Source organism: Escherichia sp. 93.0816 (assembly GCF_013368855.2).
GTDB classification, from domain to species: Bacteria; Pseudomonadota; Gammaproteobacteria; order Enterobacterales; family Enterobacteriaceae; genus Escherichia; species Escherichia ruysiae.
Genome location: NZ_JABWNC020000011.1, coordinates 75,788 through 98,752, shown reverse-complemented (window position 1 = coordinate 98,752; position 22,965 = coordinate 75,788). Strand labels below are relative to the sequence as shown.

Genomic DNA, 22,965 nt, shown 5'->3' with positions numbered 1-22,965 from the left:
TCTATCTGTAGCCACCGCCGTTGTCTTTAAGATTCAGGAGCGTAGTGCATGGAGTTTAGTGTAAAAAGCGGTAGCCCGGAGAAACAGCGGAGTGCCTGCATCGTCGTGGGCGTCTTCGAACCACGTCGCCTTTCTCCGATTGCAGAACAGCTCGATAAGATCAGTGATGGGTACATCAGCGCCCTGCTGCGTCGGGGCGAACTGGAAGGAAAACCGGGGCAGACACTGTTGCTGCACCATGTGCCAAACGTGCTCTCCGAGCGCATCCTCCTTATTGGTTGCGGCAAAGAACGTGAGCTGGATGAGCGTCAGTACAAGCAGGTTATTCAGAAAACCATTAATACACTGAATGATACTGGTTCAATGGAAGCGGTCTGTTTCCTGACCGAGCTGCACGTCAAAGGTCGCAACAACTACTGGAAAGTGCGTCAGGCTGTCGAGACAGCAAAAGAGACGCTTTACAGTTTTGACCAACTGAAAACAAACAAGACCGAGCCGCGTCGTCCGCTGCGTAAGATGGTCTTCAACGTGCCGACCCGCCGCGAACTGACCAGCGGTGAGCGCGCGATCCAGCACGGTCTGGCAATTGCCGCCGGGATTAAAGCAGCAAAAGATCTCGGCAATATGCCGCCGAATATCTGTAATGCCGCTTACCTCGCCTCTCAGGCGCGCCAGCTGGCTGACAGCTACAGCAAGAATGTCATTACCCGCGTTATCGGCGAACAGCAGATGAAAGAACTGGGGATGCATTCCTATCTGGCGGTCGGTCAGGGTTCACAAAACGAATCGCTGATGTCAGTGATTGAGTACAAAGGCAACGCGTCGGAAGATGCACGCCCAATCGTGCTGGTGGGTAAAGGTTTAACCTTCGACTCCGGCGGCATCTCCATCAAGCCTTCAGAAGGCATGGATGAGATGAAGTACGATATGTGCGGTGCGGCAGCGGTTTACGGCGTGATGCGTATGGTCGCAGAGCTACAACTGCCGATTAACGTTATCGGCGTGCTGGCAGGCTGCGAAAACATGCCTGGCGGACGAGCCTATCGTCCGGGTGATGTGTTAACCACCATGTCCGGTCAAACCGTTGAAGTGCTGAACACCGACGCCGAAGGCCGTCTGGTGCTGTGCGATGTGTTAACTTACGTTGAGCGTTTTGAGCCAGAAGCGGTGATTGACGTAGCGACGTTGACCGGTGCCTGCGTAATCGCGCTGGGTCATCACATTACTGGTCTGATGGCGAATCATAATCCACTGGCTCATGAGCTGATTGCCGCGTCTGAGCAATCCGGTGACCGCGCATGGCGTTTACCGCTGGGTGATGAGTACCAGGAACAGCTGGAATCCAATTTTGCCGATATGGCGAACATTGGCGGTCGTCCTGGTGGGGCGATTACCGCAGGTTGCTTCCTGTCGCGCTTTACCCGTAAGTACAACTGGGCGCACCTGGATATCGCGGGAACCGCATGGCGTTCTGGAAAGGCAAAAGGCGCAACCGGTCGTCCGGTAGCGTTGCTGGCACAGTTCCTGCTGAATCGCGCCGGGTTTAACGGCGAAGAGTAAGTTTGCGTTTTACCCTCACCCTAACCCTCTCCCTAAGGGAGAGGGAACCGATCGAGCGCAATAGAAATTCATTGCTCATCTTTCAGGGTGAGGAATGCAGCAATATTTAAATCCACCACAAGAAGCCCATATATGAAAAACGCAACGTTCTACCTTCTGGACAATGACACCACCGTCGATGGCTTAAGCGCCGTTGAGCAACTGGTGTGTGAAATTGCCGCAGAACGTTGGCGCAGCGGTAAGCGCGTGCTCATCGCCTGTGAAGATGAAAAGCAGGCTTACCGGCTGGATGAAGCCCTGTGGGCGCGTCCGGCAGAAAGTTTTGTTCCGCACAATTTAGCGGGAGAAGGACCGCGCGGCGGTGCGCCGGTGGAGATCGCCTGGCCGCAAAAACGTAGCAGCAGCCCGCGCGATATATTGATTAGTCTGCGAACAAGCTTTGCAGATTTTGCCACCGCTTTCACAGAAGTGGTAGACTTCGTTCCTTATGAAGATTCTCTGAAACAACTGGCGCGCGAACGCTATAAAGCCTACCGCGTGGCTGGTTTCAACCTGAATACGGCAACCTGGAAATAATGGAAAAGACATATAACCCACAAGATATCGAACAGCCGCTTTACGAGCACTGGGAAAAGCAGGGCTACTTTAAGCCTAATGGCGATGAAAGCCAGGAAAGTTTCTGCATCATGATCCCGCCGCCGAACGTCACCGGCAGTTTGCATATGGGTCACGCCTTCCAGCAAACCATCATGGATACCATGATCCGCTATCAGCGTATGCAAGGTAAAAATACCCTGTGGCAGGTCGGTACTGACCACGCCGGGATCGCTACCCAGATGGTCGTTGAGCGCAAGATTGCCGCAGAAGAAGGTAAAACCCGTCACGACTATGGCCGCGAAGCCTTCATCGACAAAATCTGGGAATGGAAAGCAGAATCCGGCGGCACCATTACCCGTCAGATGCGTCGTCTCGGCAACTCCGTAGACTGGGAGCGTGAACGCTTCACCATGGACGAAGGCCTGTCCAATGCGGTGAAAGAAGTTTTCGTTCGTCTGTATAAAGAAGACCTGATTTACCGTGGCAAACGCCTGGTAAACTGGGATCCGAAACTGCGCACCGCTATCTCTGACCTGGAAGTGGAAAACCGCGAATCGAAAGGTTCTATGTGGCACATCCGCTATCCGCTGGCTGACGGCGCGAAGACCGCAGATGGTAAAGATTATCTGGTGGTTGCGACCACCCGTCCGGAAACCCTGCTGGGCGATACCGGCGTGGCTGTTAACCCGGAAGATCCGCGTTATAAAGATCTGATTGGCAAATATGTCATTCTGCCGCTGGTTAACCGTCGTATTCCGATCGTTGGCGACGAACACGCCGACATGGAAAAAGGCACCGGCTGCGTGAAGATCACTCCGGCACACGACTTTAACGACTATGAAGTCGGTAAACGTCACGCCCTGCCGATGATCAACATCCTGACCTTTGACGGTGATATCCGTGAAAGCGCCCAGGTGTTCGATACCAAAGGCAACGAATCCGACGTTTATTCCAGTGAGATCCCGGCAGAGTTCCAGAAACTGGAGCGTTTTGCTGCGCGTAAAGCAGTCGTTGCTGCGGTTGACGCACTCGGTCTGCTGGAAGAGATCAAACCGCACGATCTGACCGTTCCTTACGGCGACCGTGGCGGCGTGGTTATCGAACCGATGCTGACCGACCAGTGGTACGTGCGTGCCGATGTACTGGCGAAACCGGCAGTTGAAGCGGTTGAGAACGGCGACATTCAGTTCGTACCGAAGCAGTACGAAAACATGTACTTCTCCTGGATGCGCGATATTCAGGACTGGTGTATCTCTCGTCAGCTGTGGTGGGGTCACCGTATCCCGGCATGGTACGACGAAGCGGGTAACGTTTATGTTGGCCGCAACGAAGATGAAGTGCGTCAAGAAAATAACCTCGGTGCGGACGTCGCGTTGCGTCAGGACGAAGACGTTCTCGACACCTGGTTCTCTTCCGCGCTGTGGACCTTCTCTACTCTTGGCTGGCCGGAAAATACCGACGCCCTGCGTCAGTTCCACCCGACCAGCGTGATGGTTTCTGGCTTCGACATCATCTTCTTCTGGATTGCCCGCATGATCATGATGACCATGCACTTCATCAAAGATGAAAATGGCAAGCCGCAGGTGCCGTTCCACACCGTTTACATGACCGGTCTGATTCGTGACGACGAAGGCCAGAAGATGTCCAAATCCAAGGGTAACGTTATTGACCCGCTGGATATGGTCGACGGTATTTCGCTGCCAGAACTGCTGGAAAAACGCACCGGCAATATGATGCAGCCGCAGCTGGCGGACAAAATCCGTAAGCGCACCGAGAAGCAGTTCCCGAACGGCATTGAGCCGCACGGTACTGACGCCCTGCGCTTCACCCTGGCGGCACTGGCTTCTACTGGTCGTGACATCAACTGGGATATGAAGCGTCTGGAAGGTTACCGTAACTTCTGTAACAAACTGTGGAACGCCAGCCGCTTTGTGCTGATGAACACAGAAGGTCAGGATTGCGGCTTCAACGGCGGCGAAATGACGCTGTCGCTGGCGGATCGCTGGATTCTGGCGGAGTTCAACCAGACCATCAAAGCGTACCGCGAAGCACTGGATAGCTTCCGCTTCGATATCGCTGCTGGCATTCTGTATGAATTCACCTGGAACCAGTTCTGTGACTGGTATCTGGAGCTGACCAAGCCGGTAATGAACGGTGGCACCGAAGCCGAACTGCGTGGTACTCGCCATACGCTGGTGACCGTGCTGGAAGGTCTGCTGCGCCTCGCGCATCCGATCATTCCGTTCATCACCGAAACTATCTGGCAGCGCGTAAAAGTGCTTTGCGGCATCACCGCTGACACCATCATGCTGCAGCCGTTCCCGCAGTACGATGCATCTCAGGTTGATGAAGCCGCACTGGCCGATACCGAGTGGCTGAAACAAGCGATCGTTGCGGTACGTAACATCCGTGCAGAAATGAACATCGCGCCGGGCAAACCGCTGGAGCTGCTGCTGCGTGGTTGCAGTGCGGATGCAGAGCGTCGCGTGAATGAAAACCGTGGCTTCCTGCAAACGCTGGCACGCCTGGAAAGCATCACCGTGCTGCCTGCCGATGACAAAGGTCCGGTTTCCGTTACTAAGATCGTCGACGGCGCTGAGCTGCTGATCCCGATGGCTGGCCTCATCAACAAAGAAGATGAGCTGGCGCGTCTGGCGAAAGAAGTGGCGAAGATTGAAGGTGAAATCAGCCGTATCGAGAACAAGCTGGCGAACGAAGGCTTTGTCGCCCGCGCACCGGAAGCGGTCATCGCTAAAGAGCGTGAGAAGCTGGAAGGCTATGCAGAAGCGAAAGCGAAGCTGATTGAACAGCAGGCTGTTATCGCTGCACTGTAATCAATACAGTAAAGAAAATGAAGGCCGGAGCATACTCCGGCCTTTTTATTTAGATAAACGGAACATACGGCATGATACCGCGAGAAATCCACATTAACGGACCGCTATCCTGCGGTTTGTCATCATTGGTTAACTCCAGCGAATCAAGGTCACCCTGAACGTGGGTATTGTTGGCAATCCAGCTAATCATCCACATTTTCAACCAGGGGTAAGCCAGGCCACAGGTGATTGAGGCTCCCATTAATACTGCAAACATGCGCAGAAGCATACCGAACGTGGTAATGGACGAATGAAAACGAATTGTTCCATTTGCCAGCGTTAAATTATTCAGAAACAGATTGCGTAACGTGACATAGAGATAAATGGAAAACACAAGAATCGCAACAAAATACAGGAAGTAGGAGGCCGTAATCTGCGGGTAATATTGCAATACAAGCTCACCTCCTGCATCAGACTGCCCCAACATGCTCATCATTATTAACTGCTGGAATACTGGCGCAATCATAATACCAATCACAATGATGAAAGGAGCCATAGTTAATATTGCGAGCGTACATCCTTTAATGCATTCTTTTACGTTTACCTGAACAGAAAACTTATGAATGCCAAAAGTTGCATTGTTACCCAGCAATGGCATCCATTTACTATAGGTTATACCATGGACGACACCCAGCCCGATGGCAGAAAGCAAACTTAACGCGACTAAGTTAAAGAATAATCCTCCTATCGATGTCGTCACTTGCGCAATAAGATACAGTGCGAACCAAAAAGCTAACGCCAACAGAACAGGCAGACCTAACATGACCCACCATGCACGGAGCATCGAGCAGTTAAAGCCAAAGCGAATGCCATTCAGTGAGGTCATGTTCGCCTGATATTGCAGACTCTTCACTGCCATGCAAGGAATACCGCAGATCAAGAGAGCAAACAGGAGAAAACCAAGAACAAAGTGCTGGCCTGAAAAACAAGAAATACTGAGAAGATAAACGACCATAATAAGGAACATGCTAACGAAAATGGCACCACCTGTTCCCTTATAACTAAATGGTTGCCCATTGAGTGTCACATGTTGATAAATATAACGACGGCATTTCACCAATGCCCACGGCCCATATATTCCCAGAGTAATAATTGTCAGTAAAAAATTCACAAGACAAATAAGAAAATACTCACCACCTTTGCCTGTAAAAACAAATGAGTGACGAGAATTATCTTTCCCGACGTTTACACCATTCATGAATCATATCCCTAAAATAAATTCCATTCATATAGATAATAATCCCAGTAAATTGATACTGGTACACCTAGAATACGCTTTCTCAAAGAGATATATGCTTAATATTTTCTGATTTATCTTCTTCTTGCACCGCATAAGCGAGGGTGGTATTAAAGTGAGCTATAAATCATACATTTGAAATTGAGCTATGCTATGAATGTTGTCGCTTCTCCCGCGCTCCGTTTGCGCAAACTTACTGCCGCCGATAATCCCGCCATCGCCAGCGTCATCCGCCAGGTATCCGCAGAATACGGTCTTACCGCTGATAAAGGCTACACCGTCGCCGATCCCAATCTCGACGAATTGTATCAAGTGTATAGTCAGCCTGGTCATGCGTATTGGGTAGTTGAGCATAATGGCGAAGTGGTGGGCGGCGGCGGGATTGCGCCATTAGCAGGTAGTGAATCGGACATTTGCGAGCTGCAAAAGATGTATTTTCTTCCTGCTATTCGCGGTAAAGGACTGGCGAAAAAACTGGCCTTAATGGCGATGGAGCAGGCGCGAGAAATGGGCTTCAAACGCTGCTATCTGGAAACGACCGCTTTTTTAAAAGAAGCGATTGGTTTGTATGAACATTTAGGTTTTCAACATATCGATTACGCACTTGGTTGCACGGGCCATGTCGATTGTGAAGTGCGGATGCTGCGTAAACTCTAAAAAAATGCCCGCTAGTGTGTACTAGCGGGCATTTTAATCAATTAATTAGTGACGAACACCGTCATCGTCTTCGTCGACATAATCTTCATCGTCGCCATCTTCGCCGTTAGGATCTTCAAAGTAAGTACCCCAACCGTCGTATTCAACGTCGAATTTCTCTGCCAGGTTCATCAATTGCTCAACCTGGGCGTCGATAAGATCGGCATTCAACGCGCATTCGCTGAGGATGTCACAGCAAATTACGATATCGCCATCTTCCACTTCCAGCTCTTCCGGATCGGTCACTTCGTAACCGAGTTTAAACGCTTCAACCGCTGCTTTTTCCAGGGTTTCCAGATCGTCTGCGGAAAGGTGATGTTCGATGGTGTACAGCGCGTCCGGATCGCTGCCATCTTCCAGTAATTCTTCAATAATCAAACGCGTTTCTTCACGCTGTTCTTCCAGTTGTTCCGGGTTTGCCATGGCTCATTCCTCTTAATGTCCTGCCGATACTCTTATTGTCACACACCACTGACATTGCCTCCACCTTTGTGACAAAGATTTATGTTTTAGACTTGCAAATGAATAATCATCCATATAAATTGAATTTTAATTCATTACGGCGTTAGCCACAGGAGGGATCTATGTCCGGGTTTTATCATAAACATTTCCTGAAATTACTCGATTTCACGCCAGCTGAACTCAACAGCCTGCTGCAGTTAGCTGCGAAGCTGAAAGCCGATAAGAAAAGCGGTAAAGAAGAAGCCAGACTCACAGGTAAAAATATCGCGCTCATCTTCGAAAAAGACTCGACTCGTACCCGATGCTCTTTCGAAGTTGCCGCATATGACCAGGGCGCACGTGTCACTTATCTCGGCCCAAGCGGCAGCCAGATTGGCCATAAAGAGTCGATTAAAGATACCGCCCGCGTACTTGGTCGCATGTATGACGGTATTCAGTATCGCGGCTATGGTCAGGAGATTGTCGAAACGCTGGCGGAATATGCAGGTGTGCCGGTATGGAACGGCCTGACCAATGAGTTTCATCCTACACAGCTTCTGGCGGATCTGCTGACCATGCAGGAGCATTTACCAGGTAAAGCTTTCAATGAGATGACGCTGGTTTATGCCGGAGATGCACGCAACAACATGGGTAACTCAATGCTGGAAGCTGCGGCGTTGACCGGTCTGGATTTACGCCTGGTAGCGCCACAAGCGTGCTGGCCGGAAGCTTCGCTGGTTACGGAATGCCGCGCCCTGGCGCAGCAAAATGGCGGGAATATTACGCTGACAGAAGATATCGCAGCAGGCGTTAAAGGGGCCGACTTTATTTACACCGATGTGTGGGTGTCGATGGGGGAAGCGAAAGAGAAATGGGCAGAACGTATTGCATTGCTGCGTGATTATCAGGTGAATAGCAAAATGATGCAGTTGACCGGTAATCCAGACGTCAAATTCCTGCACTGTCTGCCCGCGTTTCATGACGACCAAACGACGCTAGGTAAAAAGATGGCAGAAGAGTTTGGCCTGCACGGTGGGATGGAAGTGACGGATGAGGTCTTTGAATCTGCCGCCAGTATTGTTTTTGATCAGGCGGAAAACCGCATGCATACCATCAAAGCGGTAATGGTTGCGACGCTCGCCCAATAACGCCAGTACCGGAGGCGGCGTAACGTCGCCTCCGGCATAATCCACTTACGCCATCAGCATTTTCACAACTGCTTTGCGAACCTGGGCAGGCTCGCCCACTGCGCACAGTGGCTTGTGTACTTCACCCGGATAGAACACGACAAAGTCGCCTTCATTGAGGATAACTGTTTTCTCCTCAACACCTTCTGGCAAAAAGGCGATGTCTTTATCGGCTAACCAATCGGTATCCGGCGTGCCCGCAGGTTGTGTGCTGAAGGTCATGCCTTCCTGCCCTTTTAGCACAATCTGAATATCGAGATAGCGGGCATGGTACTCCGCACGGCGTGCTTCATACGGCTCGGTCATATCTTCAGAGATAAGATAAAACAGGCGGTTGCCTTCGATGTCGTGCTTACCTTTTGGCGTTTCTGCCGTAACGTGCGCTTTAATATACTCGATCGCCTGGCGTAACTCTTCCGGAAACCATTGCTGGAGATTATGAATATTTCCGATGATCATTTTTTCATTCCCTCAATTAAAACATCGTTTCATTTCTCTTGTTATACGTAATTCCTTACTGCCATACCAGCATTTTTTGCCGCCTGATTGCGCCAGCGCATATTTTTCCACCCACATTCCCCCCAAATTCATTTCGTTATAAATTCAAATTTGAAGCATATAAATTCACAACAATCGTTTACCTGGGGAATTTCTTGCATTAATCGCTTGATCCCACTTTCTGGCTGAGTATAATACCGGACAATTTGCCGGGAGGATGTATGGTTCAGTGTGTTCGACATTTTGTCTTACCGCGTCTGAAAAAAGACGCTGGCCTGCCGTTTTTCTTCCCGTTGATCACCCATTCCCAGCCCCTCAATCGAGGGGCTTTTTTTTGCCCAGGCGTCAGGAGATAAACATGGCTAATCCGCTATATCAAAAACATATCATTTCCATAAATGACCTTAGTCGCGATGACCTTAATCTGGTGCTGGCGACAGCGGCGAAACTGAAAGCAAACCCGCAACCAGAGTTGTTGAAACATAAAGTGATTGCCAGTTGCTTCTTCGAAGCATCAACCCGCACCCGCCTCTCTTTCGAAACCTCGATGCACCGCCTGGGCGCTAGTGTGGTGGGATTCTCTGACAGCGCAAACACCTCACTGGGAAAAAAAGGTGAAACGCTGGCTGATACCATCTCGGTTATCAGCACTTACGTCGATGCGATTGTGATGCGCCATCCGCAGGAAGGTGCGGCGCGCCTGGCGACCGAGTTTTCCGGCAATGTGCCGGTGCTGAACGCCGGTGATGGTTCCAACCAACATCCGACGCAAACCTTGCTGGATCTGTTCACCATTCAGGAAACCCAGGGACGTCTGGACAATCTTCGCGTCGCAATGGTCGGCGACCTGAAATATGGTCGCACCGTTCACTCCCTGACTCAGGCGTTAGCGAAGTTCGACGGCAACCGTTTTTACTTCATCGCGCCGGACGCGCTGGCAATGCCGCAGTACATTCTGGACATGCTTGATGAAAAAGGGATCGCCTGGAGCCTGCATAGTTCCATTGAAGAAGTGATGGCGGAAGTGGACATTCTGTATATGACCCGCGTGCAAAAAGAACGCCTGGATCCGTCCGAATACGCCAACGTAAAAGCGCAGTTTGTCCTGCGCGCCAGCGATCTTCACAACGCCAAAGCCAATATGAAAGTGCTGCATCCGCTGCCGCGTATTGATGAAATTGCGACGGATGTCGATAAAACGCCGCACGCCTGGTACTTCCAGCAGGCAGGCAATGGGATTTTCGCTCGCCAGGCGTTACTGGCACTGGTTCTGAATCGCGATCTGGTACTGTAAGGGGACATAGAGATGACACACGATAATAAATTGCAGGTTGAAGCTATTAAACGCGGCACGGTAATTGACCATATCCCCGCCCAGATCGGTTTTAAGCTGTTGAGTCTGTTCAAGCTGACCGAAACGGATCAGCGTATCACCATCGGTCTGAACCTGCCTTCTGGCGAGATGGGGCGCAAGGATCTGATCAAGATCGAAAATACCTTTTTGAGTGAAGATCAGGTAGACCAACTGGCGCTGTACGCACCGCAAGCCACGGTAAATCGTATCGACAACTATGAAGTGGTTGGTAAATCGCGCCCCAGCCTGCCAGAGCGCATCGACAATGTGCTGGTCTGCCCGAACAGCAACTGTATCAGCCATGCCGAACCGGTTTCTTCCAGCTTTGCAGTGCGAAAACGCGCCAATGACATCGCGCTCAAATGCAAATACTGCGAAAAAGAGTTTTCCCATAATGTGGTGCTGGCCAATTAATTGCGGTTGGTAATAAAAGTCTGGCTCCCTATAATGAGCCAGACTTTTTACCGCTGTAATAAAGGAGAAATCATGAGCAAAACTATCGCTACGGAAAATGCACCGGCAGCTATCGGACCTTATGTTCAGGGCGTTGATCTGGGCAGTATGATCATCACCTCCGGTCAGATCCCGGTAAACCCGAAAACTGGCGAAGTACCGGCAGACGTAGCAGCACAAGCGCGTCAGTCACTGGATAACGTGAAAGCGATCGTGGAAGCGGCTGGCCTGAAAGTGGGCGACATCGTTAAAACCACCGTGTTTGTGAAAGATCTGAACGACTTCGCAACCGTAAATGCGACTTACGAAGCCTTCTTCACCGAACACAACGCTACCTTCCCGGCACGTTCTTGCGTTGAAGTTGCTCGTCTGCCAAAAGACGTGAAGATTGAGATCGAAGCGATCGCTGTTCGTCGCTAATCTCTGTCAGAAAGATAATCCAGGAATCGCGCCTGGATTATCTGATTCAACCACGGAGGGTTGAAGATGGCTAAATCCCGTTTCACGAATGAACAAATTGCTGAAATTTTACAGCGGTCAAAAGAAGGTATGTCTAATAAGGAGCTATGTGAACACTATCAATTTAGTATTAGTACGCTGCGGCGCTGGCAAGAACAGCACGCTGAAGGCATCAGAAGCGAATTAAAAAAAATAGAATCCAAAGCGCAAATCGTCTTTCTGCTTTTCTTTGCTATCGCTATTGTACTGACTCTTATATTTGGCAAACCAACAGGTGGATGGGTAATACCGCCTTTATTACTTTATTGTGTTTACTATATCCGCCTGTATCGCAACATCTCCTCCAGACACATTAAAAAAGAAGACATCTTTCTCTCTCGTTCGGTAAATAAAAGCTATAGCGCCCTTTATAATTTGAGCTGGACGTTTATTTGTTTTTTTATTTTTGCAGTAATCTATTTTTTTGTTCAGGTCTTTTCGTAGAAGACTGACCAGTAACAATATTTTCCGATCAGTCTCAGCACTCACTTACTGCCAGCCATAACGACGGCTATAAAATCCTTTCACCAGTTGCGTTAACGTCATATACCCTGCCAGAATCGCAATCAGCCACGGGAAGTAACTAAACGGTAGCGCCTGCAATTGCAGATAACTGGCCAGCGGCGAAAACGGCAACGCGATCCCGACAATCATCACGATCACGGTCATGATCATTAATGGCCACGATGCGCAGCTCTGAATAAACGGTACACGGCGGGTACGGATCATATGCACAATCAGCGTTTGTGACAGTAACCCCACCACAAACCAGCCCGACTGGAACAGCGTTTGCGTTTCCGGCGTGTTGGCATGAAATACCCACCACATCAGGCAAAACGTCAGAATATCGAAGATCGAACTGATCGGTCCGAAGAAGATCATAAAGCGTCCCAGATCCGCCGGATTCCAACGCTGCGGCTTTTGAATTTGCTCATCGTCTACGTTATCAAACGGGATCGCCACCTGTGACACATCATACAGCAGGTTCTGAATAAGCAAGTGTAACGGCAACATCGGCAGGAAGGGCAAAAAAGCACTCGCCACCAGCACGCTGAACACATTACCGAAGTTAGAGCTCGCCGTCATTTTGATGTATTTCAGCATATTGGCGAAAGTACGACGTCCCTCAATAACCCCCTCTTCCAGCACCATCAGGCTTTTTTCCAGCAGAATGATATCCGCTGCTTCACGGGCAATATCTACCGCGCCGTCCACAGAAATGCCGATATCCGCAGCACGTAAGGCGGGCGCATCATTAATGCCATCGCCCATAAAGCCAACTACATGCCCTTCGCGCTTCAGCAACGTTACGATGCGTTCTTTATGCATCGGCGTCAGGCGGGCAAACAGCGTGGTGCGCTGCGCGAGATTTGCCAGTTCGTTGTCAGTTAGAGTTTCAATATCACTACCAGTAACCACCTCTCCCGCGTCCAGTCCCACTTCATGGCACACTTTCGCCGCCACTAACTCACTGTCGCCAGTGAGGATTTTTACGGTAATGCCACTCGCTTTTAATGCCTTCAGTGCCGGAGCGGTTGTCTCTTTGGGCGGATCAAGGAAAGCAATATATCCTTCGAGGATCAGGTCGGATTCATCTGCCCGCTGGTAATCCCCTTCACGCGCCGGCAGGTATTTCGTCGCCACCGCTACCACTCGCAGCCCCTGACGATTCAGCGTATCAGTAACCCGCTTAATCTTACGCAGCATGGTGTCATCGAGCGGCACAATCTCGCCATTGTGACGAACTTGCGAACACACATTGAGGATTTCCTGCAATGCGCCTTTGCAAACCAGTTGATGGTGTTCGGTATTTTCTGCCACTACCACCGACATCCGACGACGCTCAAAATCAAACGGAATCTCATCAATTTTCTGCCAACGGCTGGCCAGCGAACGCGCTGACTCTTCATCTGTACCTTCGAGCACCGCTGTATCAAGCAGGTTTTTAAGCCCTGTCTGGTAATGACTGTTCAACCACGCGCTATGCAGCACGCGTTCGCTGGTTTTACCGGAGATATCGGTATGATTCTCCAGCACAATTTTATCCTGCGTCAGGGTGCCGGTTTTATCGGTACACAGAATATCCATAGCGCCAAAGTTCTGAATGGCATCCAGATGTTTGACGATCACTTTCTGTTTCGACAGCTTGACTGCGCCACGCGCCAGCGTTGAGGTGACAATCATCGGCAACATTTCCGGCGTTAAACCTACCGCTACCGAAAGCGCAAACAGCGCCGCTTCCCACCAGTCGCCTTTGGTGTAACCGTTGATCAACAGCACCACGGGCGCCATCACCAGCATAAAGCGAATCAGCAGCATACTGACGCGGCTGATCCCCTGCTGAAAGGCATTCGGCTCGCTTTCCTGCTCACTGACACGCCCCGCCAGTTGACCAAACCAGGTGTTGCCACCTGTGGCAATTACCATCGCTTGTGCCGTGCCGCTCACCACGGTGGTGCCCATAAAACACAGGGTGTCACACTCCAGCGGATTGCTGTGCTCCGGCTGGCGCGTGGTCGCGTTTTTTTCAACGGGCAGAGACTCACCGGTTAATGACGCCTGAGCGACGAACAGATCCCGCGCCTGCAAGATACGTAAATCTGCCGGGATCATATCCCCCGCCGCCAGTTTAATAATATCGCCGGGCACCAACTGGTCGATCGGGATCTCCAGCCAGCCATTTTCGCCTTTGTCGTTAATTACGCGCAGCACCGTCGCGGTATTACTGACCATCGCTTTCAGGGCATCTGCCGCTTTGGTGGAACGTGCTTCCTGAATAAAGTTCAGCAACGTAGAAATAGCCACCATTAACGCGATAACGCCAGCGGCAAATAAATCTTCCGTGGCGTAAGAAATGCCGCCAAGGATCGTGAGCAAAATATTAAAGGGATTGCGATAGCAGACCCACAAATGTACCCACCACGGTGACGGCTGTTGCGCAGGTAATTTATTTTCGCCATGTTTTTCGCGGGCAACTTCCACTTCCACCTGATTCAACCCTTCCGGGTGGGTGTCGAACGTTTTCCATAATTCTTCTTCGGGCATCACCGCCATTTTCAGGCAATGCGCGCTTAAGGAAGGCGGGATTGGTGCATTCGCTGTCTGCTGCGCACCCGGTAGCGGATCGCGACGGATCAGACGGGAAGGTAAATGGCGAATGAGCCGGGTAAAAATTTCTTTAAACATAGGGAGTCCCTCCGCGCTGTCAGGAACAGTGCAGAAATATCTTCAGGCGTGGCGAAGCCTTACCTGAAGGTAATAAAACTGAGCAGGGACGTTAAAACGTCACGGCCTTACGCATCCGGTAACGCCGTGAAAAGACAGGCTTACCGGAAAAGTTTTAATCTCCGTCGAGGGAGAGGCGTGGGATCAGGTTCCATATAACCTCCGGTAAGTGAATAAATAGCGCCGCGAATCCAATAATATTCGTAGCATTTATGCCGATATAATACCTGTCGGCAACTAAACCAACGATAAACCAGACTTTGCCCATTGCTGAATGCGCGGGTAAAGTTAGTCTCTAATAATTAAACAACAAGTTACGGGATAACAGGATGCAAAATCGGCTGACCATCAAAGACATCGCGCGCTTGAGCGGCGTGGGAAAATCCACTGTTTCCCGGGTGCTGAATAACGAAAGCGGCGTGAGCCAGCGTACGCGCGAGCGTGTTGAAGCGGTGATGAATCAGCATGGATTTTCCCCTTCCCGCTCTGCGCGCGCCATGCGTGGGCAAAGCGATAAAGTGGTCGCCATCATCGTGACCCGCCTGGATTCGCTCTCAGAAAATCTCGCGGTTCAGACCATGCTGCCGGCATTCTATGAACAGGGCTACGACCCCATCATGATGGAAAGCCAGTTTTCCCCACAATTAGTTGCCGAACATCTGGGCGTTTTGAAACGTCGTAATATCGACGGCGTGGTACTGTTTGGTTTTACCGGTATAACCGAAGAGATGTTAGCCCACTGGCAGTCATCGCTGGTGCTGCTGGCACGTGACGCAAAGGGCTTTGCTTCAGTCTGTTATGACGACGAAGGGGCGATCAAAATCCTGATGCAACGGCTGTATGACCAGGGGCATCGTCATATCAGTTATCTCGGCGTGCCGCACAGTGACGTGACGACCGGTAAGCGACGTCATGAAGCCTACCTGGCGTTCTGCAAAGCGCATAAACTGCATCCCGTCGCCGCTCTGCCTGGCCTCGCCATGAAGCAAGGTTATGAGAACGTGGCAAAAGTCATTACCCCTGAAACCACCGCGTTGCTGTGCGCAACTGACACGCTGGCACTTGGTGCAAGTAAATACCTGCAAGAGCAACGCATTGATACCTTACAACTGGCGAGCGTTGGTAATACACCGTTGATGAAGTTCCTCCATCCGGAGATCGTCACCGTTGACCCAGGCTACGCAGAAGCCGGACGCCAGGCGGCCTGCCAGTTGATTGAGCAGATAACCGGGCGCAGCGAACCGCAACAAATCATCATCCCCGCCGCCCTGTCCTGATCGTTTCCTGAACGATAAATTGTGATCTTCGCCGTGTTTCGGGAACGTTCCCATTTTTAATTTTTCCTTCCCACTATATTCTGCCGTCAACCAAATATGTCATCTGCCACGGGGCCTTATGATGAGCAAAGTGAACCAAACGGATATCGATCGGTTGATTGAACTGGTCGGCGGGCGCGGCAATATCGCGACGGTCAGCCACTGTATTACTCGCCTGCGCTTTGTCCTCAACCAACCAGCCAATGCCAGACCAAAAGAAATTGAACAACTCCCTATGGTGAAAGGCTGTTTCACCAATGCAGGACAATTTCAGGTGGTGATTGGCACCAACGTTGGCGATTACTACAAAGCGTTATTGGCAACGACTGGTCAGGCGCAGGTCGATAAAGAGCAGGTGAAAAAAGCCGCCAGGCAGAATATGAAATGGCATGAGCAGTTGATCTCCCATTTCGCGGAGATCTTCTTCCCATTGCTGCCCGCGCTGATTAGCGGCGGTTTGATCCTCGGTTTTCGCAATGTTATCGGCGATCTGCCTATGAGCAACGGCCAGACGCTGGCGCAAATGTACCCTTCCCTGCAAACGATCTACGATTTTCTGTGGTTGATCGGTGAGGCGATCTTCTTCTACCTGCCGGTCGGGATTTGCTGGTCGGCGGTGAAAAAGATGGGCGGCACGCCGATCCTTGGTATCGTGCTTGGCGTAACGCTGGTTTCTCCACAACTGATGAACGCCTATCTGCTCGGGCAGCAGGTGCCGGAAGTGTGGGACTTTGGCATGTTCAGTATTGCGAAAGTAGGCTATCAGGCGCAAGTGATCCCGGCACTGTTAGCTGGGCTGGCGCTGGGCTTTATTGAAACTCGCCTTAAGCGCATCGTGCCGGATTATCTCTATCTGGTGGTTGTACCGGTCTGCTCGCTGATCCTCGCAGTGTTCCTCGCCCATGCGCTGATTGGTCCGTTTGGTCGCATGATTGGCGATGGCGTTGCCTTTGCGGTTCGTCACCTGATGACTGGCAGCTTTGCCCCTATTGGCGCAGCGTTGTTTGGCTTCCTTTATGCGCCGCTGGTCATTACCGGCGTACACCAGACCACGCTTGCCATTGATATGCAGATGATTCAAAGCATGGGCGGTACGCCAGTCTGGCCGCTGATTGCCCTTTCGAATATTGCTCAGGCGTCGGCAGTGGTAGGAATTATTATCGCCAGCCGTAAACAGAACGAGCGGGAAATTTCGGTTCCAGCGGCGATCTCCGCTTATCTTGGAGTCACTGAGCCGGCAATGTACGGCATCAACCTGAAATATCGCTTCCCGATGCTGTGCGCGATGATTGGTTCCGGTCTGGCAGGATTGCTCTGCGGCCTGAACGGCGTTATGGCGAATGGCATCGGCGTAGGCGGCCTGCCGGGAATTCTCTCCATTCAGCCGAGCTACTGGCAGGTATTTGCGCTGGCCATGGCTATCGCCATCATCATCCCGATTGTGCTCACCTCGTTTATCTACCAGCGAAAACACCGCCTGGGCACGCTGAACATTGTTTAATTTTCTTCGGGGCGCACTTGCGCCCCCTCGCATTTGCAGGAATGACGTAATGACTAATCTTCCCCACTGGTGGCAAAACGGCGTTATCTACCAGATTTATCCAAAGAGTTTTCAGGACACCACGGGCAGCGGCACCGGCGATCTGCGAGGAGTCACTCTGCGCCTCGACTACCTACAAAAACTGGGCGTCGATGCTATCTGGTTGACACCTTTTTATGTCTCCCCACAGGTCGATAACGGTTACGACGTAGCGAACTATACGGCGATTGATCCCACCTACGGTACGCTGGACGACTTTGACGAACTGGTGGCGCAGGCGAAATCTCGCGGTATTCGCATTATCCTTGATATGGTGTTTAACCATACTTCTACCCAACACGCCTGGTTTCGCGAGGCACTGAACAAAGAAAGTCCTTACCGTCAGTTTTATATCTGGCGTGATGGCGAACCAGGAATACCACCGAATAACTGGCGTTCTAAATTCGGCGGCAATGCCTGGCGCTGGCACGCAGAAAGCGAACAGTATTACTTGCATCTGTTTGCACCAGAACAGGCCGATCTCAACTGGGAAAATCCAGCAGTACGCGCAGAGCTGAAAAAAGTCTGTGAGTTCTGGGCCGATCGCGGGGTAGACGGGCTGCGCCTGGATGTGGTGAATCTGATTTCCAAAGACCAGAACTTCCCCAACGATCTGGATGGCGACGGACGTCGCTTCTATACCGACGGGCCACGAGCACACGAGTTTTTGCACGAAATGAACCGCGATGTCTTTACGCCACGCGGATTAATGACTGTGGGTGAAATGTCCTCCACCAGCCTTGAACATTGCCAGCGATACGCGGCACTGACAGGCAGTGAATTGTCGATGACCTTTAATTTTCATCACCTGAAGGTCGATTACCCCGGCGGTGAAAAATGGACGCTGGCTAAACCTGACTTTGTGGCGTTAAAAACATTGTTCCGCCACTGGCAACAGGGAATGCACAACGTTGCGTGGAATGCTTTGTTCTGGTGTAACCACGATCAGCCGCGCATTGTTTCTCGCTTTGGCGATGAAGGTGACTACCGTGAGCCTGCGGCAAAAATGCTGGCGATGGTACTGCATGGTATGCAGGGAACACCGTATATCTACCAGGGTGAGGAGATTGGCATGACTAATCCGCATTTCACGCGCATTACCGATTACCGCGACGTGGAGAGCCTCAATATGTTTGCCGAGCTGCGCAACGATGGGCGTGACGCCGAAGAGCTATTGGCAATCCTCGCCAGTAAATCCCGCGATAACAGCCGCACGCCAATGCAATGGAGCAACGGCGATAACGCCGGGTTTACTACCGGCGAGCCGTGGATTGGTCTGAGTGATAACTATCGCGAAATCAACGTGGAAGCTGCGCTGGCCGATGAATCCTCAGTGTTTTACACCTACCAGAAGTTAATCACGCTGCGTAAACAAGAACCCATTCTGACATGGGGCAATTACCAGGATCTCCTGCCAAACAGCCCTGTATTGTGGTGCTATCGCCGTGAATGGCTGGGGCAAACTTTATTGGTGATAGCCAACCTTAGCCGTGACGTGCAGCCCTGGCAACCAACGCAAATCAGCGGCGACTGGCAACTATTAATGCATAACTATGAAGAAGCCGCCTCTCAACCGGGAGCCATGACATTGCGACCTTTTGAGGCTGTCTGGTGGTTGCAGAGGTAATTCTTCTCCAGGCCCCGGTAAAGCGAGTATTTCCGGGGCCTTACCTGTCAGAGCGTTGTTTTTGTTGGTTTTTTGAACAGAAAATTATTAAAAAATTTACACATCGCTGTAGCGCCCGTCATCCGTACACTCTGCTTTTTACTTTGAGCTAAATCAAAAAAACCTCAAACATCCTTAATGCAAAGCACTATATATAGACTTTAAAATGCCTCTCAACCCAATATGTTGTATCCGTCGACTATACTTGCACCAAGACACACGCCAACAAAGCCGACAAAATTGTGGATAAAGCGGATTGGGATTGCCGTAACTCCCCGTAAAAAGAGCTAAATAAAGCGGGGCGCACTTCCCAACTTTCTGTGTATAACCTGTTCTTAAAAATATGGAGCGATCATGACACCGCATGTGATGAAACGAGACGGCTGCAAAGTGCCGTTTAAATCAGAGCGCATCAAAGAAGCCATTCTGCGTGCAGCTAAAGCAGCGGAAGTCGATGATGCAGATTATTGTGCCACTGTTGCCGCCGTCGTCAGCGAGCAAATGCAAGGCCGCAACCAGGTCGATATCAACGAAATTCAGACCGCAGTTGAAAACCAGCTGATGTCAGGCCCGTACAAACAACTGGCTCGTGCTTACATTGAGTACCGTCACGATCGCGACATCGAACGTGAAAAACGCGGTCGCCTGAACCAGGAGATCCGTGGCCTGGTCGAACAGACCAACTCTTCGTTGCTCAATGAAAACGCCAATAAAGACAGCAAGGTAATTCCAACCCAGCGCGACTTGCTGGCCGGTATTGTTGCTAAACACTATGCGCGTCAGCACCTGTTGCCGCGTGACGTGGTGCAGGCGCATGAGCGTGGCGATATTCACTACCACGACCTCGATTACTCGCCGTTCTTCCCGATGTTCAACTGCATGTTGATCGACCTGAAAGGTATGCTGACCCAGGGCTTTAAGATGGGGAACGCCGAGATCGAACCACCGAAGTCGATCTCCACCGCCACCGCAGTAACTGCGCAGATTATCGCCCAGGTTGCCAGCCATATTTATGGCGGCACCACCATTAACCGTATTGATGAAGTGCTGGCTCCGTTTGTCACCGCCAGCTACAACAAACACCGCAAGACCGCAGAAGAGTGGAGCATCCCGGACGCCGAAGGCTACGCCAACTCTCGTACTATCAAAGAGTGCTACGACGCCTTCCAGTCGCTGGAGTACGAAGTAAACACCCTGCACACCGCCAACGGTCAAACACCGTTTGTGACCTTTGGCTTTGGTCTGGGCACCAGCTGGGAGTCGCGCCTGATTCAGGAATCCATCCTGCGTAACCGTATCGCTGGCCTGGGTAAAAACCGCAAAACCGCCGTGTTCCCGAAACTGGTGTTTGCGATTCGCGATGGCCTGAACCATAAAAAAGGCGATCCGAACTACGACATCAAACAGCTGGCGCTGGAGTGCGCAAGCAAGCGCATGTATCCGGATATCCTGAACTACGATCAGGTAGTGAAAGTCACCGGTTCGTTTAAAACCCCGATGGGTTGCCGCAGCTTCCTCGGCGTATGGGAAAACGAAAACGGCGAGCAGATCCACGATGGTCGTAACAACCTCGGCGTAATCAGCCTGAACCTGCCACGTATTGCGCTGGAAGCGAAAGGCGATGAAGCCACCTTCTGGAAGCTGCTGGATGAACGTCTGGTGCTGGCACGTAAGGCGCTGATGACCCGTATCGCTCGTCTCGAGGGCGTGAAAGCGCGCGTGGCTCCAATCCTTTATATGGAAGGTGCCTGCGGTGTACGCCTGAATGCCGACGATGATGTTTCTGAAATCTTCAAAAACGGCCGTGCGTCTATTTCGCTGGGTTACATCGGTATCCACGAAACCATTAACGCGCTGTTCGGCGGCGAGCATGTTTATGACAACGAGCAGCTTCGCGCGAAAGGTATTGCGATTGTTGAACGTCTGCGTCAGGCGGTTGATCAGTGGAAAGAAGAGACTGGCTACGGTTTCAGCCTTTACAGCACGCCAAGTGAAAACCTGTGCGACCGCTTCTGCCGTCTCGATACCGCTGAGTTTGGCGTGGTGCCGGGCGTGACCGATAAAGGTTACTACACCAACAGTTTCCACCTTGATGTGGAGAAAAAGGTGAACCCGTACGACAAGATCGACTTTGAAGCACCTTACCCGCCGCTGGCTAACGGTGGTTTCATTTGCTACGGCGAGTATCCAAACATTCAGCACAACCTGAAGGCGCTGGAAGATGTCTGGGATTACAGCTATCAGCATGTACCGTATTACGGCACCAATACGCCGATCGATGAATGCTATGAATGTGGCTTTACCGGTGAGTTTGAGTGCACCAGCAAAGGCTTCACCTGCCCGAAATGTGGTAACCATGACACCTCCCGTGTGTCGGTAACTCGCCGCGTGTGCGGATATTTAGGTAGCCCGGATGCGCGTCCGTTTAACGCCGGTAAGCAGGAAGAAGTTAAGCGCCGCGTTAAACATTTGGGTAATGGGCAGATCGGTTAAGCCTTCCCCCCTCACCCTAACCCTCTCCCTCAGGGAGAGGGGACCGTTCCGTGCCCCTTCTTGACTCCCGACATAATGAGTTGCCTCTAGCCAGTTGGTGTCGTCGCAAGGTGGCAAATGCGTAAGCCTCAGAGGACTTCGCCCCGTACGCACCAGAGCAGTCATGGCGTCAATTGAGAAGCGAAAATGAATTATCATCAGTACTATCCTGTCGACATCGTCAACGGCCCCGGCACTCGTTGCACCCTGTTTGTCTCCGGGTGTGTTCATGAATGCCCCGGTTGCTACAACAAAAGCACCTGGCGGGTAAATTCCGGTCAGCCATTTACCAAAGCAATGGAAGACCAGATCATCAACGATCTGAACGACACCCGCATCAAACGCCAGGGCATTTCCCTCTCCGGCGGCGACCCGCTGCATCCGCAAAACGTGCCGGACATTTTAAAACTGGTACAACGCATCCGCGCCGAGTGTCCGGGTAAAGATATCTGGGTGTGGACAGGCTATAAACTCGACGAACTCAACGCTGCGCAAATGCAGGTTGTTGATCTGATTAACGTACTGGTCGACGGCAAATTTGTGCAGGATTTAAAAGACCCTTCCCTGATCTGGCGTGGCAGCAGCAATCAGGTGGTGCATCATTTGCGTTAATCACTCATCCAGCCGTTTAGTCGCGTCTTCATAAACGGCTGAGTTCTCTCTTACCAACAGCTATCACCAACACGAGCAACTCTTTATCATTGACCTGATAGACCAGGCGATATCCCAGTGTGTGCAGCTTAATTTTGTAGCAGTCCGGTAAATCCCGCAGTTTAGCCAATGGATTGCGCGGCCTTTTCAGCACATCCTCAAGCTTTTTTTTAAATTGTTCCCGGACTGTCACGCCCAGTTTTTGCCACTCTTTCAGCGCCCGCAGATCAAAAGCCAGCTCATAGTTCATCCAGTCGGACCTTAATGGCCTCTTGTGGGTTGGCCAGTCGTTCCCTGACAGTGCGTAACAAGGCTTCTTCACTATCACTGACAGTGAGCGTTTTTACCGGCATTCTTCCATTTTCCGCAACGTACTGAAACAGCAGCCGTACTGCTTCAGTAGGCGTGATATTTAATTTTTCCAGCACCGCATAAGCCTCATTTTTCAGTTTGTCATCCAGGCGGACGTTAAGTGTGGCCATTATGCCTCCGGTAATTATGAAAAGTGTAATGCATTATAGCATTACATATGCATTACATTCATTTCTGGAAAACGCCTCGCAAAAATGCGGACGACACGCAGGAATATGCCGTGGTGAAGA

20 protein-coding genes and 2 pseudogenes are annotated in these 22,965 nt (G+C 51.2%); 15 read left to right on the top strand and 7 right to left on the bottom strand.

Annotation, left to right across the window (positions count from 1 at the left end; translation table 11 throughout):
• The first annotated feature begins 48 nt into the window (after positions 1–48).
• The 3 genes from pepA (at position 49) to valS (ending at position 4,991) form a co-directional block, all read left to right on the top strand.
• Positions 49–1,560, top strand: a complete 1,512-nt coding sequence (gene pepA, locus HEM79_RS13450) for a leucyl aminopeptidase (protein ID WP_000397162.1) — start codon at positions 49–51, stop codon at positions 1,558–1,560.
• 132 nt (positions 1,561–1,692) lie between these two features.
• Positions 1,693–2,136, top strand: a complete 444-nt coding sequence (gene holC, locus HEM79_RS13445) for a DNA polymerase III subunit chi (RefSeq protein WP_000786399.1) — start codon at positions 1,693–1,695, stop codon at positions 2,134–2,136.
• Positions 2,136–4,991: a valine--tRNA ligase gene (valS, locus tag HEM79_RS13440; RefSeq protein WP_000416397.1), complete on the top strand. Its 2,856-nt coding sequence runs from the start codon at positions 2,136–2,138 to the stop codon at positions 4,989–4,991. The genes holC and valS overlap by 1 nt, the downstream gene beginning before the upstream one ends.
• A gap of 49 nt (positions 4,992–5,040) precedes the next feature.
• On the opposite strand, the gene HEM79_RS13435 is transcribed toward valS, so the two are convergent.
• Complete coding sequence (locus tag HEM79_RS13435; protein ID WP_176241461.1) at positions 5,041–6,228, bottom strand: YjgN family protein; 1,188 nt, start codon at positions 6,226–6,228, stop codon at positions 5,041–5,043.
• Positions 6,229–6,420: 192 nt separating this feature from the next.
• Here HEM79_RS13435 and HEM79_RS13430 point away from each other — a divergent pair, with 192 nt between their 5' ends.
• Positions 6,421–6,924 (top strand): GNAT family N-acetyltransferase, encoded by a 504-nt coding sequence (locus HEM79_RS13430; RefSeq protein ID WP_010353854.1) that lies wholly within the window; start codon positions 6,421–6,423, stop codon positions 6,922–6,924.
• Between the two features lie 45 nt (positions 6,925–6,969).
• Here the strand turns inward: HEM79_RS13430 and rraB are convergent, their stop codons facing one another.
• Positions 6,970–7,386, bottom strand: coding sequence for a ribonuclease E inhibitor RraB (gene rraB, locus HEM79_RS13425; RefSeq protein ID WP_000002947.1), 417 nt, complete (start codon positions 7,384–7,386; stop codon positions 6,970–6,972).
• A gap of 161 nt (positions 7,387–7,547) precedes the next feature.
• Here rraB and argF point away from each other — a divergent pair, with 161 nt between their 5' ends.
• The gene (gene argF / locus HEM79_RS13420; protein WP_000012938.1) at positions 7,548–8,552 is read left to right on the top strand and encodes an ornithine carbamoyltransferase; all 1,005 of its coding nucleotides are present in this window, start codon (positions 7,548–7,550) and stop codon (positions 8,550–8,552) included.
• A 45-nt stretch (positions 8,553–8,597) separates the two neighbouring features.
• Here the strand turns inward: argF and tabA are convergent, their stop codons facing one another.
• Positions 8,598–9,050: a toxin-antitoxin biofilm protein TabA gene (gene tabA / locus HEM79_RS13415; RefSeq protein WP_176241462.1), complete on the bottom strand. Its 453-nt coding sequence runs from the start codon at positions 9,048–9,050 to the stop codon at positions 8,598–8,600.
• 260 nt (positions 9,051–9,310) lie between these two features.
• Between tabA and pyrL the strand changes: the two genes are divergently transcribed.
• The 5 genes from pyrL to HEM79_RS13390 all read left to right on the top strand — a co-directional run bounded on the left by pyrL (position 9,311) and on the right by HEM79_RS13390 (position 11,838).
• On the top strand, positions 9,311–9,445 hold the full coding sequence (pyrL, locus tag HEM79_RS13410) for a pyr operon leader peptide (protein ID WP_001296693.1): 135 nt from the start codon (positions 9,311–9,313) through the stop codon (positions 9,443–9,445).
• 2 nt (positions 9,446–9,447) lie between these two features.
• Positions 9,448–10,383, top strand: a complete 936-nt coding sequence (gene pyrB, locus HEM79_RS13405; RefSeq protein WP_000013052.1) for an aspartate carbamoyltransferase — start codon at positions 9,448–9,450, stop codon at positions 10,381–10,383.
• A gap of 12 nt (positions 10,384–10,395) precedes the next feature.
• Positions 10,396–10,857, top strand: coding sequence for an aspartate carbamoyltransferase regulatory subunit (pyrI, locus tag HEM79_RS13400; protein ID WP_000148581.1), 462 nt, complete (start codon positions 10,396–10,398; stop codon positions 10,855–10,857).
• Positions 10,858–10,929: 72 nt separating this feature from the next.
• Positions 10,930–11,316, top strand: a complete 387-nt coding sequence (locus HEM79_RS13395) for an enamine/imine deaminase (RefSeq protein WP_000047542.1) — start codon at positions 10,930–10,932, stop codon at positions 11,314–11,316.
• A gap of 66 nt (positions 11,317–11,382) precedes the next feature.
• Positions 11,383–11,838, top strand: a complete 456-nt coding sequence (locus tag HEM79_RS13390) for a transposase (RefSeq protein WP_176241463.1) — start codon at positions 11,383–11,385, stop codon at positions 11,836–11,838.
• Between the two features lie 45 nt (positions 11,839–11,883).
• Here the strand turns inward: HEM79_RS13390 and mgtA are convergent, their stop codons facing one another.
• Entirely contained in the window at positions 11,884–14,580 is a 2,697-nt protein-coding gene (gene mgtA, locus HEM79_RS13385; protein WP_176241464.1) for a magnesium-translocating P-type ATPase, read from the bottom strand.
• Positions 14,581–14,720: 140 nt separating this feature from the next.
• Positions 14,721–14,774: a mgtA regulatory leader peptide MgtL gene (gene mgtL / locus HEM79_RS13380; RefSeq protein ID WP_001387276.1), complete on the bottom strand. Its 54-nt coding sequence runs from the start codon at positions 14,772–14,774 to the stop codon at positions 14,721–14,723.
• A 171-nt stretch (positions 14,775–14,945) separates the two neighbouring features.
• On the opposite strand from mgtL, the pseudogene treR reads away from it, so the two are divergent.
• The 5 genes and pseudogenes from treR to nrdG all read left to right on the top strand — a co-directional run.
• A pseudogene (treR, locus tag HEM79_RS13375) lies at positions 14,946–15,896 on the top strand (trehalose operon repressor TreR); the annotation flags it as partial.
• A gap of 118 nt (positions 15,897–16,014) precedes the next feature.
• Entirely contained in the window at positions 16,015–17,436 is a 1,422-nt protein-coding gene (gene treB, locus HEM79_RS13370) for a PTS trehalose transporter subunit IIBC (RefSeq protein WP_021551481.1), read from the top strand.
• Between the two features lie 49 nt (positions 17,437–17,485).
• Complete coding sequence (gene treC, locus HEM79_RS13365) at positions 17,486–19,141, top strand: alpha,alpha-phosphotrehalase (RefSeq protein ID WP_000183358.1); 1,656 nt, start codon at positions 17,486–17,488, stop codon at positions 19,139–19,141.
• A gap of 393 nt (positions 19,142–19,534) precedes the next feature.
• The gene (nrdD, locus tag HEM79_RS13360; RefSeq protein WP_000187803.1) at positions 19,535–21,673 is read left to right on the top strand and encodes an anaerobic ribonucleoside-triphosphate reductase; all 2,139 of its coding nucleotides are present in this window, start codon (positions 19,535–19,537) and stop codon (positions 21,671–21,673) included.
• A gap of 186 nt (positions 21,674–21,859) precedes the next feature.
• Positions 21,860–22,324, top strand: coding sequence for an anaerobic ribonucleoside-triphosphate reductase-activating protein (gene nrdG / locus HEM79_RS13355; protein WP_001106233.1), 465 nt, complete (start codon positions 21,860–21,862; stop codon positions 22,322–22,324).
• Here nrdG and HEM79_RS13350 read toward each other — a convergent pair.
• Together HEM79_RS13350 and HEM79_RS13345 are read right to left on the bottom strand one after the other, a co-directional pair.
• Positions 22,325–22,613 (bottom strand): annotated as a pseudogene (locus HEM79_RS13350) (type II toxin-antitoxin system RelE family toxin).
• Positions 22,603–22,845: a type II toxin-antitoxin system RelB/DinJ family antitoxin gene (locus tag HEM79_RS13345; RefSeq protein WP_000212715.1), complete on the bottom strand. Its 243-nt coding sequence runs from the start codon at positions 22,843–22,845 to the stop codon at positions 22,603–22,605. Before HEM79_RS13345 ends, HEM79_RS13350 begins: the two are co-directional and overlap by 11 nt.
• Positions 22,846–22,965: the final 120 nt, after the last annotated feature.

Excerpts from the sequence above, each read along its gene's own strand:
- HEM79_RS13390 (WP_176241463.1), top strand. The coding sequence starts at position 11,383 with ATGGCTAAATCCCGTTTCACGAATGAACAAATTGCTGAAATTTTACAG.
- HEM79_RS13345 (WP_000212715.1), bottom strand. The coding sequence starts at position 22,845 with ATGGCCACACTTAACGTCCGCCTGGATGACAAACTGAAAAATGAGGCT.
- treC (WP_000183358.1), top strand. The coding sequence starts at position 17,486 with ATGACTAATCTTCCCCACTGGTGGCAAAACGGCGTTATCTACCAGATT.
- nrdG (WP_001106233.1), top strand. The coding sequence starts at position 21,860 with ATGAATTATCATCAGTACTATCCTGTCGACATCGTCAACGGCCCCGGC.
- treB (WP_021551481.1), top strand. The coding sequence starts at position 16,015 with ATGATGAGCAAAGTGAACCAAACGGATATCGATCGGTTGATTGAACTG.
- rraB (WP_000002947.1), bottom strand. The coding sequence starts at position 7,386 with ATGGCAAACCCGGAACAACTGGAAGAACAGCGTGAAGAAACGCGTTTG.
- nrdD (WP_000187803.1), top strand. The coding sequence starts at position 19,535 with ATGACACCGCATGTGATGAAACGAGACGGCTGCAAAGTGCCGTTTAAA.
- pyrB (WP_000013052.1), top strand. The coding sequence starts at position 9,448 with ATGGCTAATCCGCTATATCAAAAACATATCATTTCCATAAATGACCTT.
- pyrI (WP_000148581.1), top strand. The coding sequence starts at position 10,396 with ATGACACACGATAATAAATTGCAGGTTGAAGCTATTAAACGCGGCACG.
- HEM79_RS13435 (WP_176241461.1), bottom strand. The coding sequence starts at position 6,228 with ATGAATGGTGTAAACGTCGGGAAAGATAATTCTCGTCACTCATTTGTT.
- HEM79_RS13395 (WP_000047542.1), top strand. The coding sequence starts at position 10,930 with ATGAGCAAAACTATCGCTACGGAAAATGCACCGGCAGCTATCGGACCT.
- mgtA (WP_176241464.1), bottom strand. The coding sequence starts at position 14,580 with ATGTTTAAAGAAATTTTTACCCGGCTCATTCGCCATTTACCTTCCCGT.
- valS (WP_000416397.1), top strand. The coding sequence starts at position 2,136 with ATGGAAAAGACATATAACCCACAAGATATCGAACAGCCGCTTTACGAG.
- tabA (WP_176241462.1), bottom strand. The coding sequence starts at position 9,050 with ATGATCATCGGAAATATTCATAATCTCCAGCAATGGTTTCCGGAAGAG.
- pepA (WP_000397162.1), top strand. The coding sequence starts at position 49 with ATGGAGTTTAGTGTAAAAAGCGGTAGCCCGGAGAAACAGCGGAGTGCC.
- holC (WP_000786399.1), top strand. The coding sequence starts at position 1,693 with ATGAAAAACGCAACGTTCTACCTTCTGGACAATGACACCACCGTCGAT.
- argF (WP_000012938.1), top strand. The coding sequence starts at position 7,548 with ATGTCCGGGTTTTATCATAAACATTTCCTGAAATTACTCGATTTCACG.
- HEM79_RS13430 (WP_010353854.1), top strand. The coding sequence starts at position 6,421 with ATGAATGTTGTCGCTTCTCCCGCGCTCCGTTTGCGCAAACTTACTGCC.
- pyrL (WP_001296693.1), top strand. The coding sequence starts at position 9,311 with ATGGTTCAGTGTGTTCGACATTTTGTCTTACCGCGTCTGAAAAAAGAC.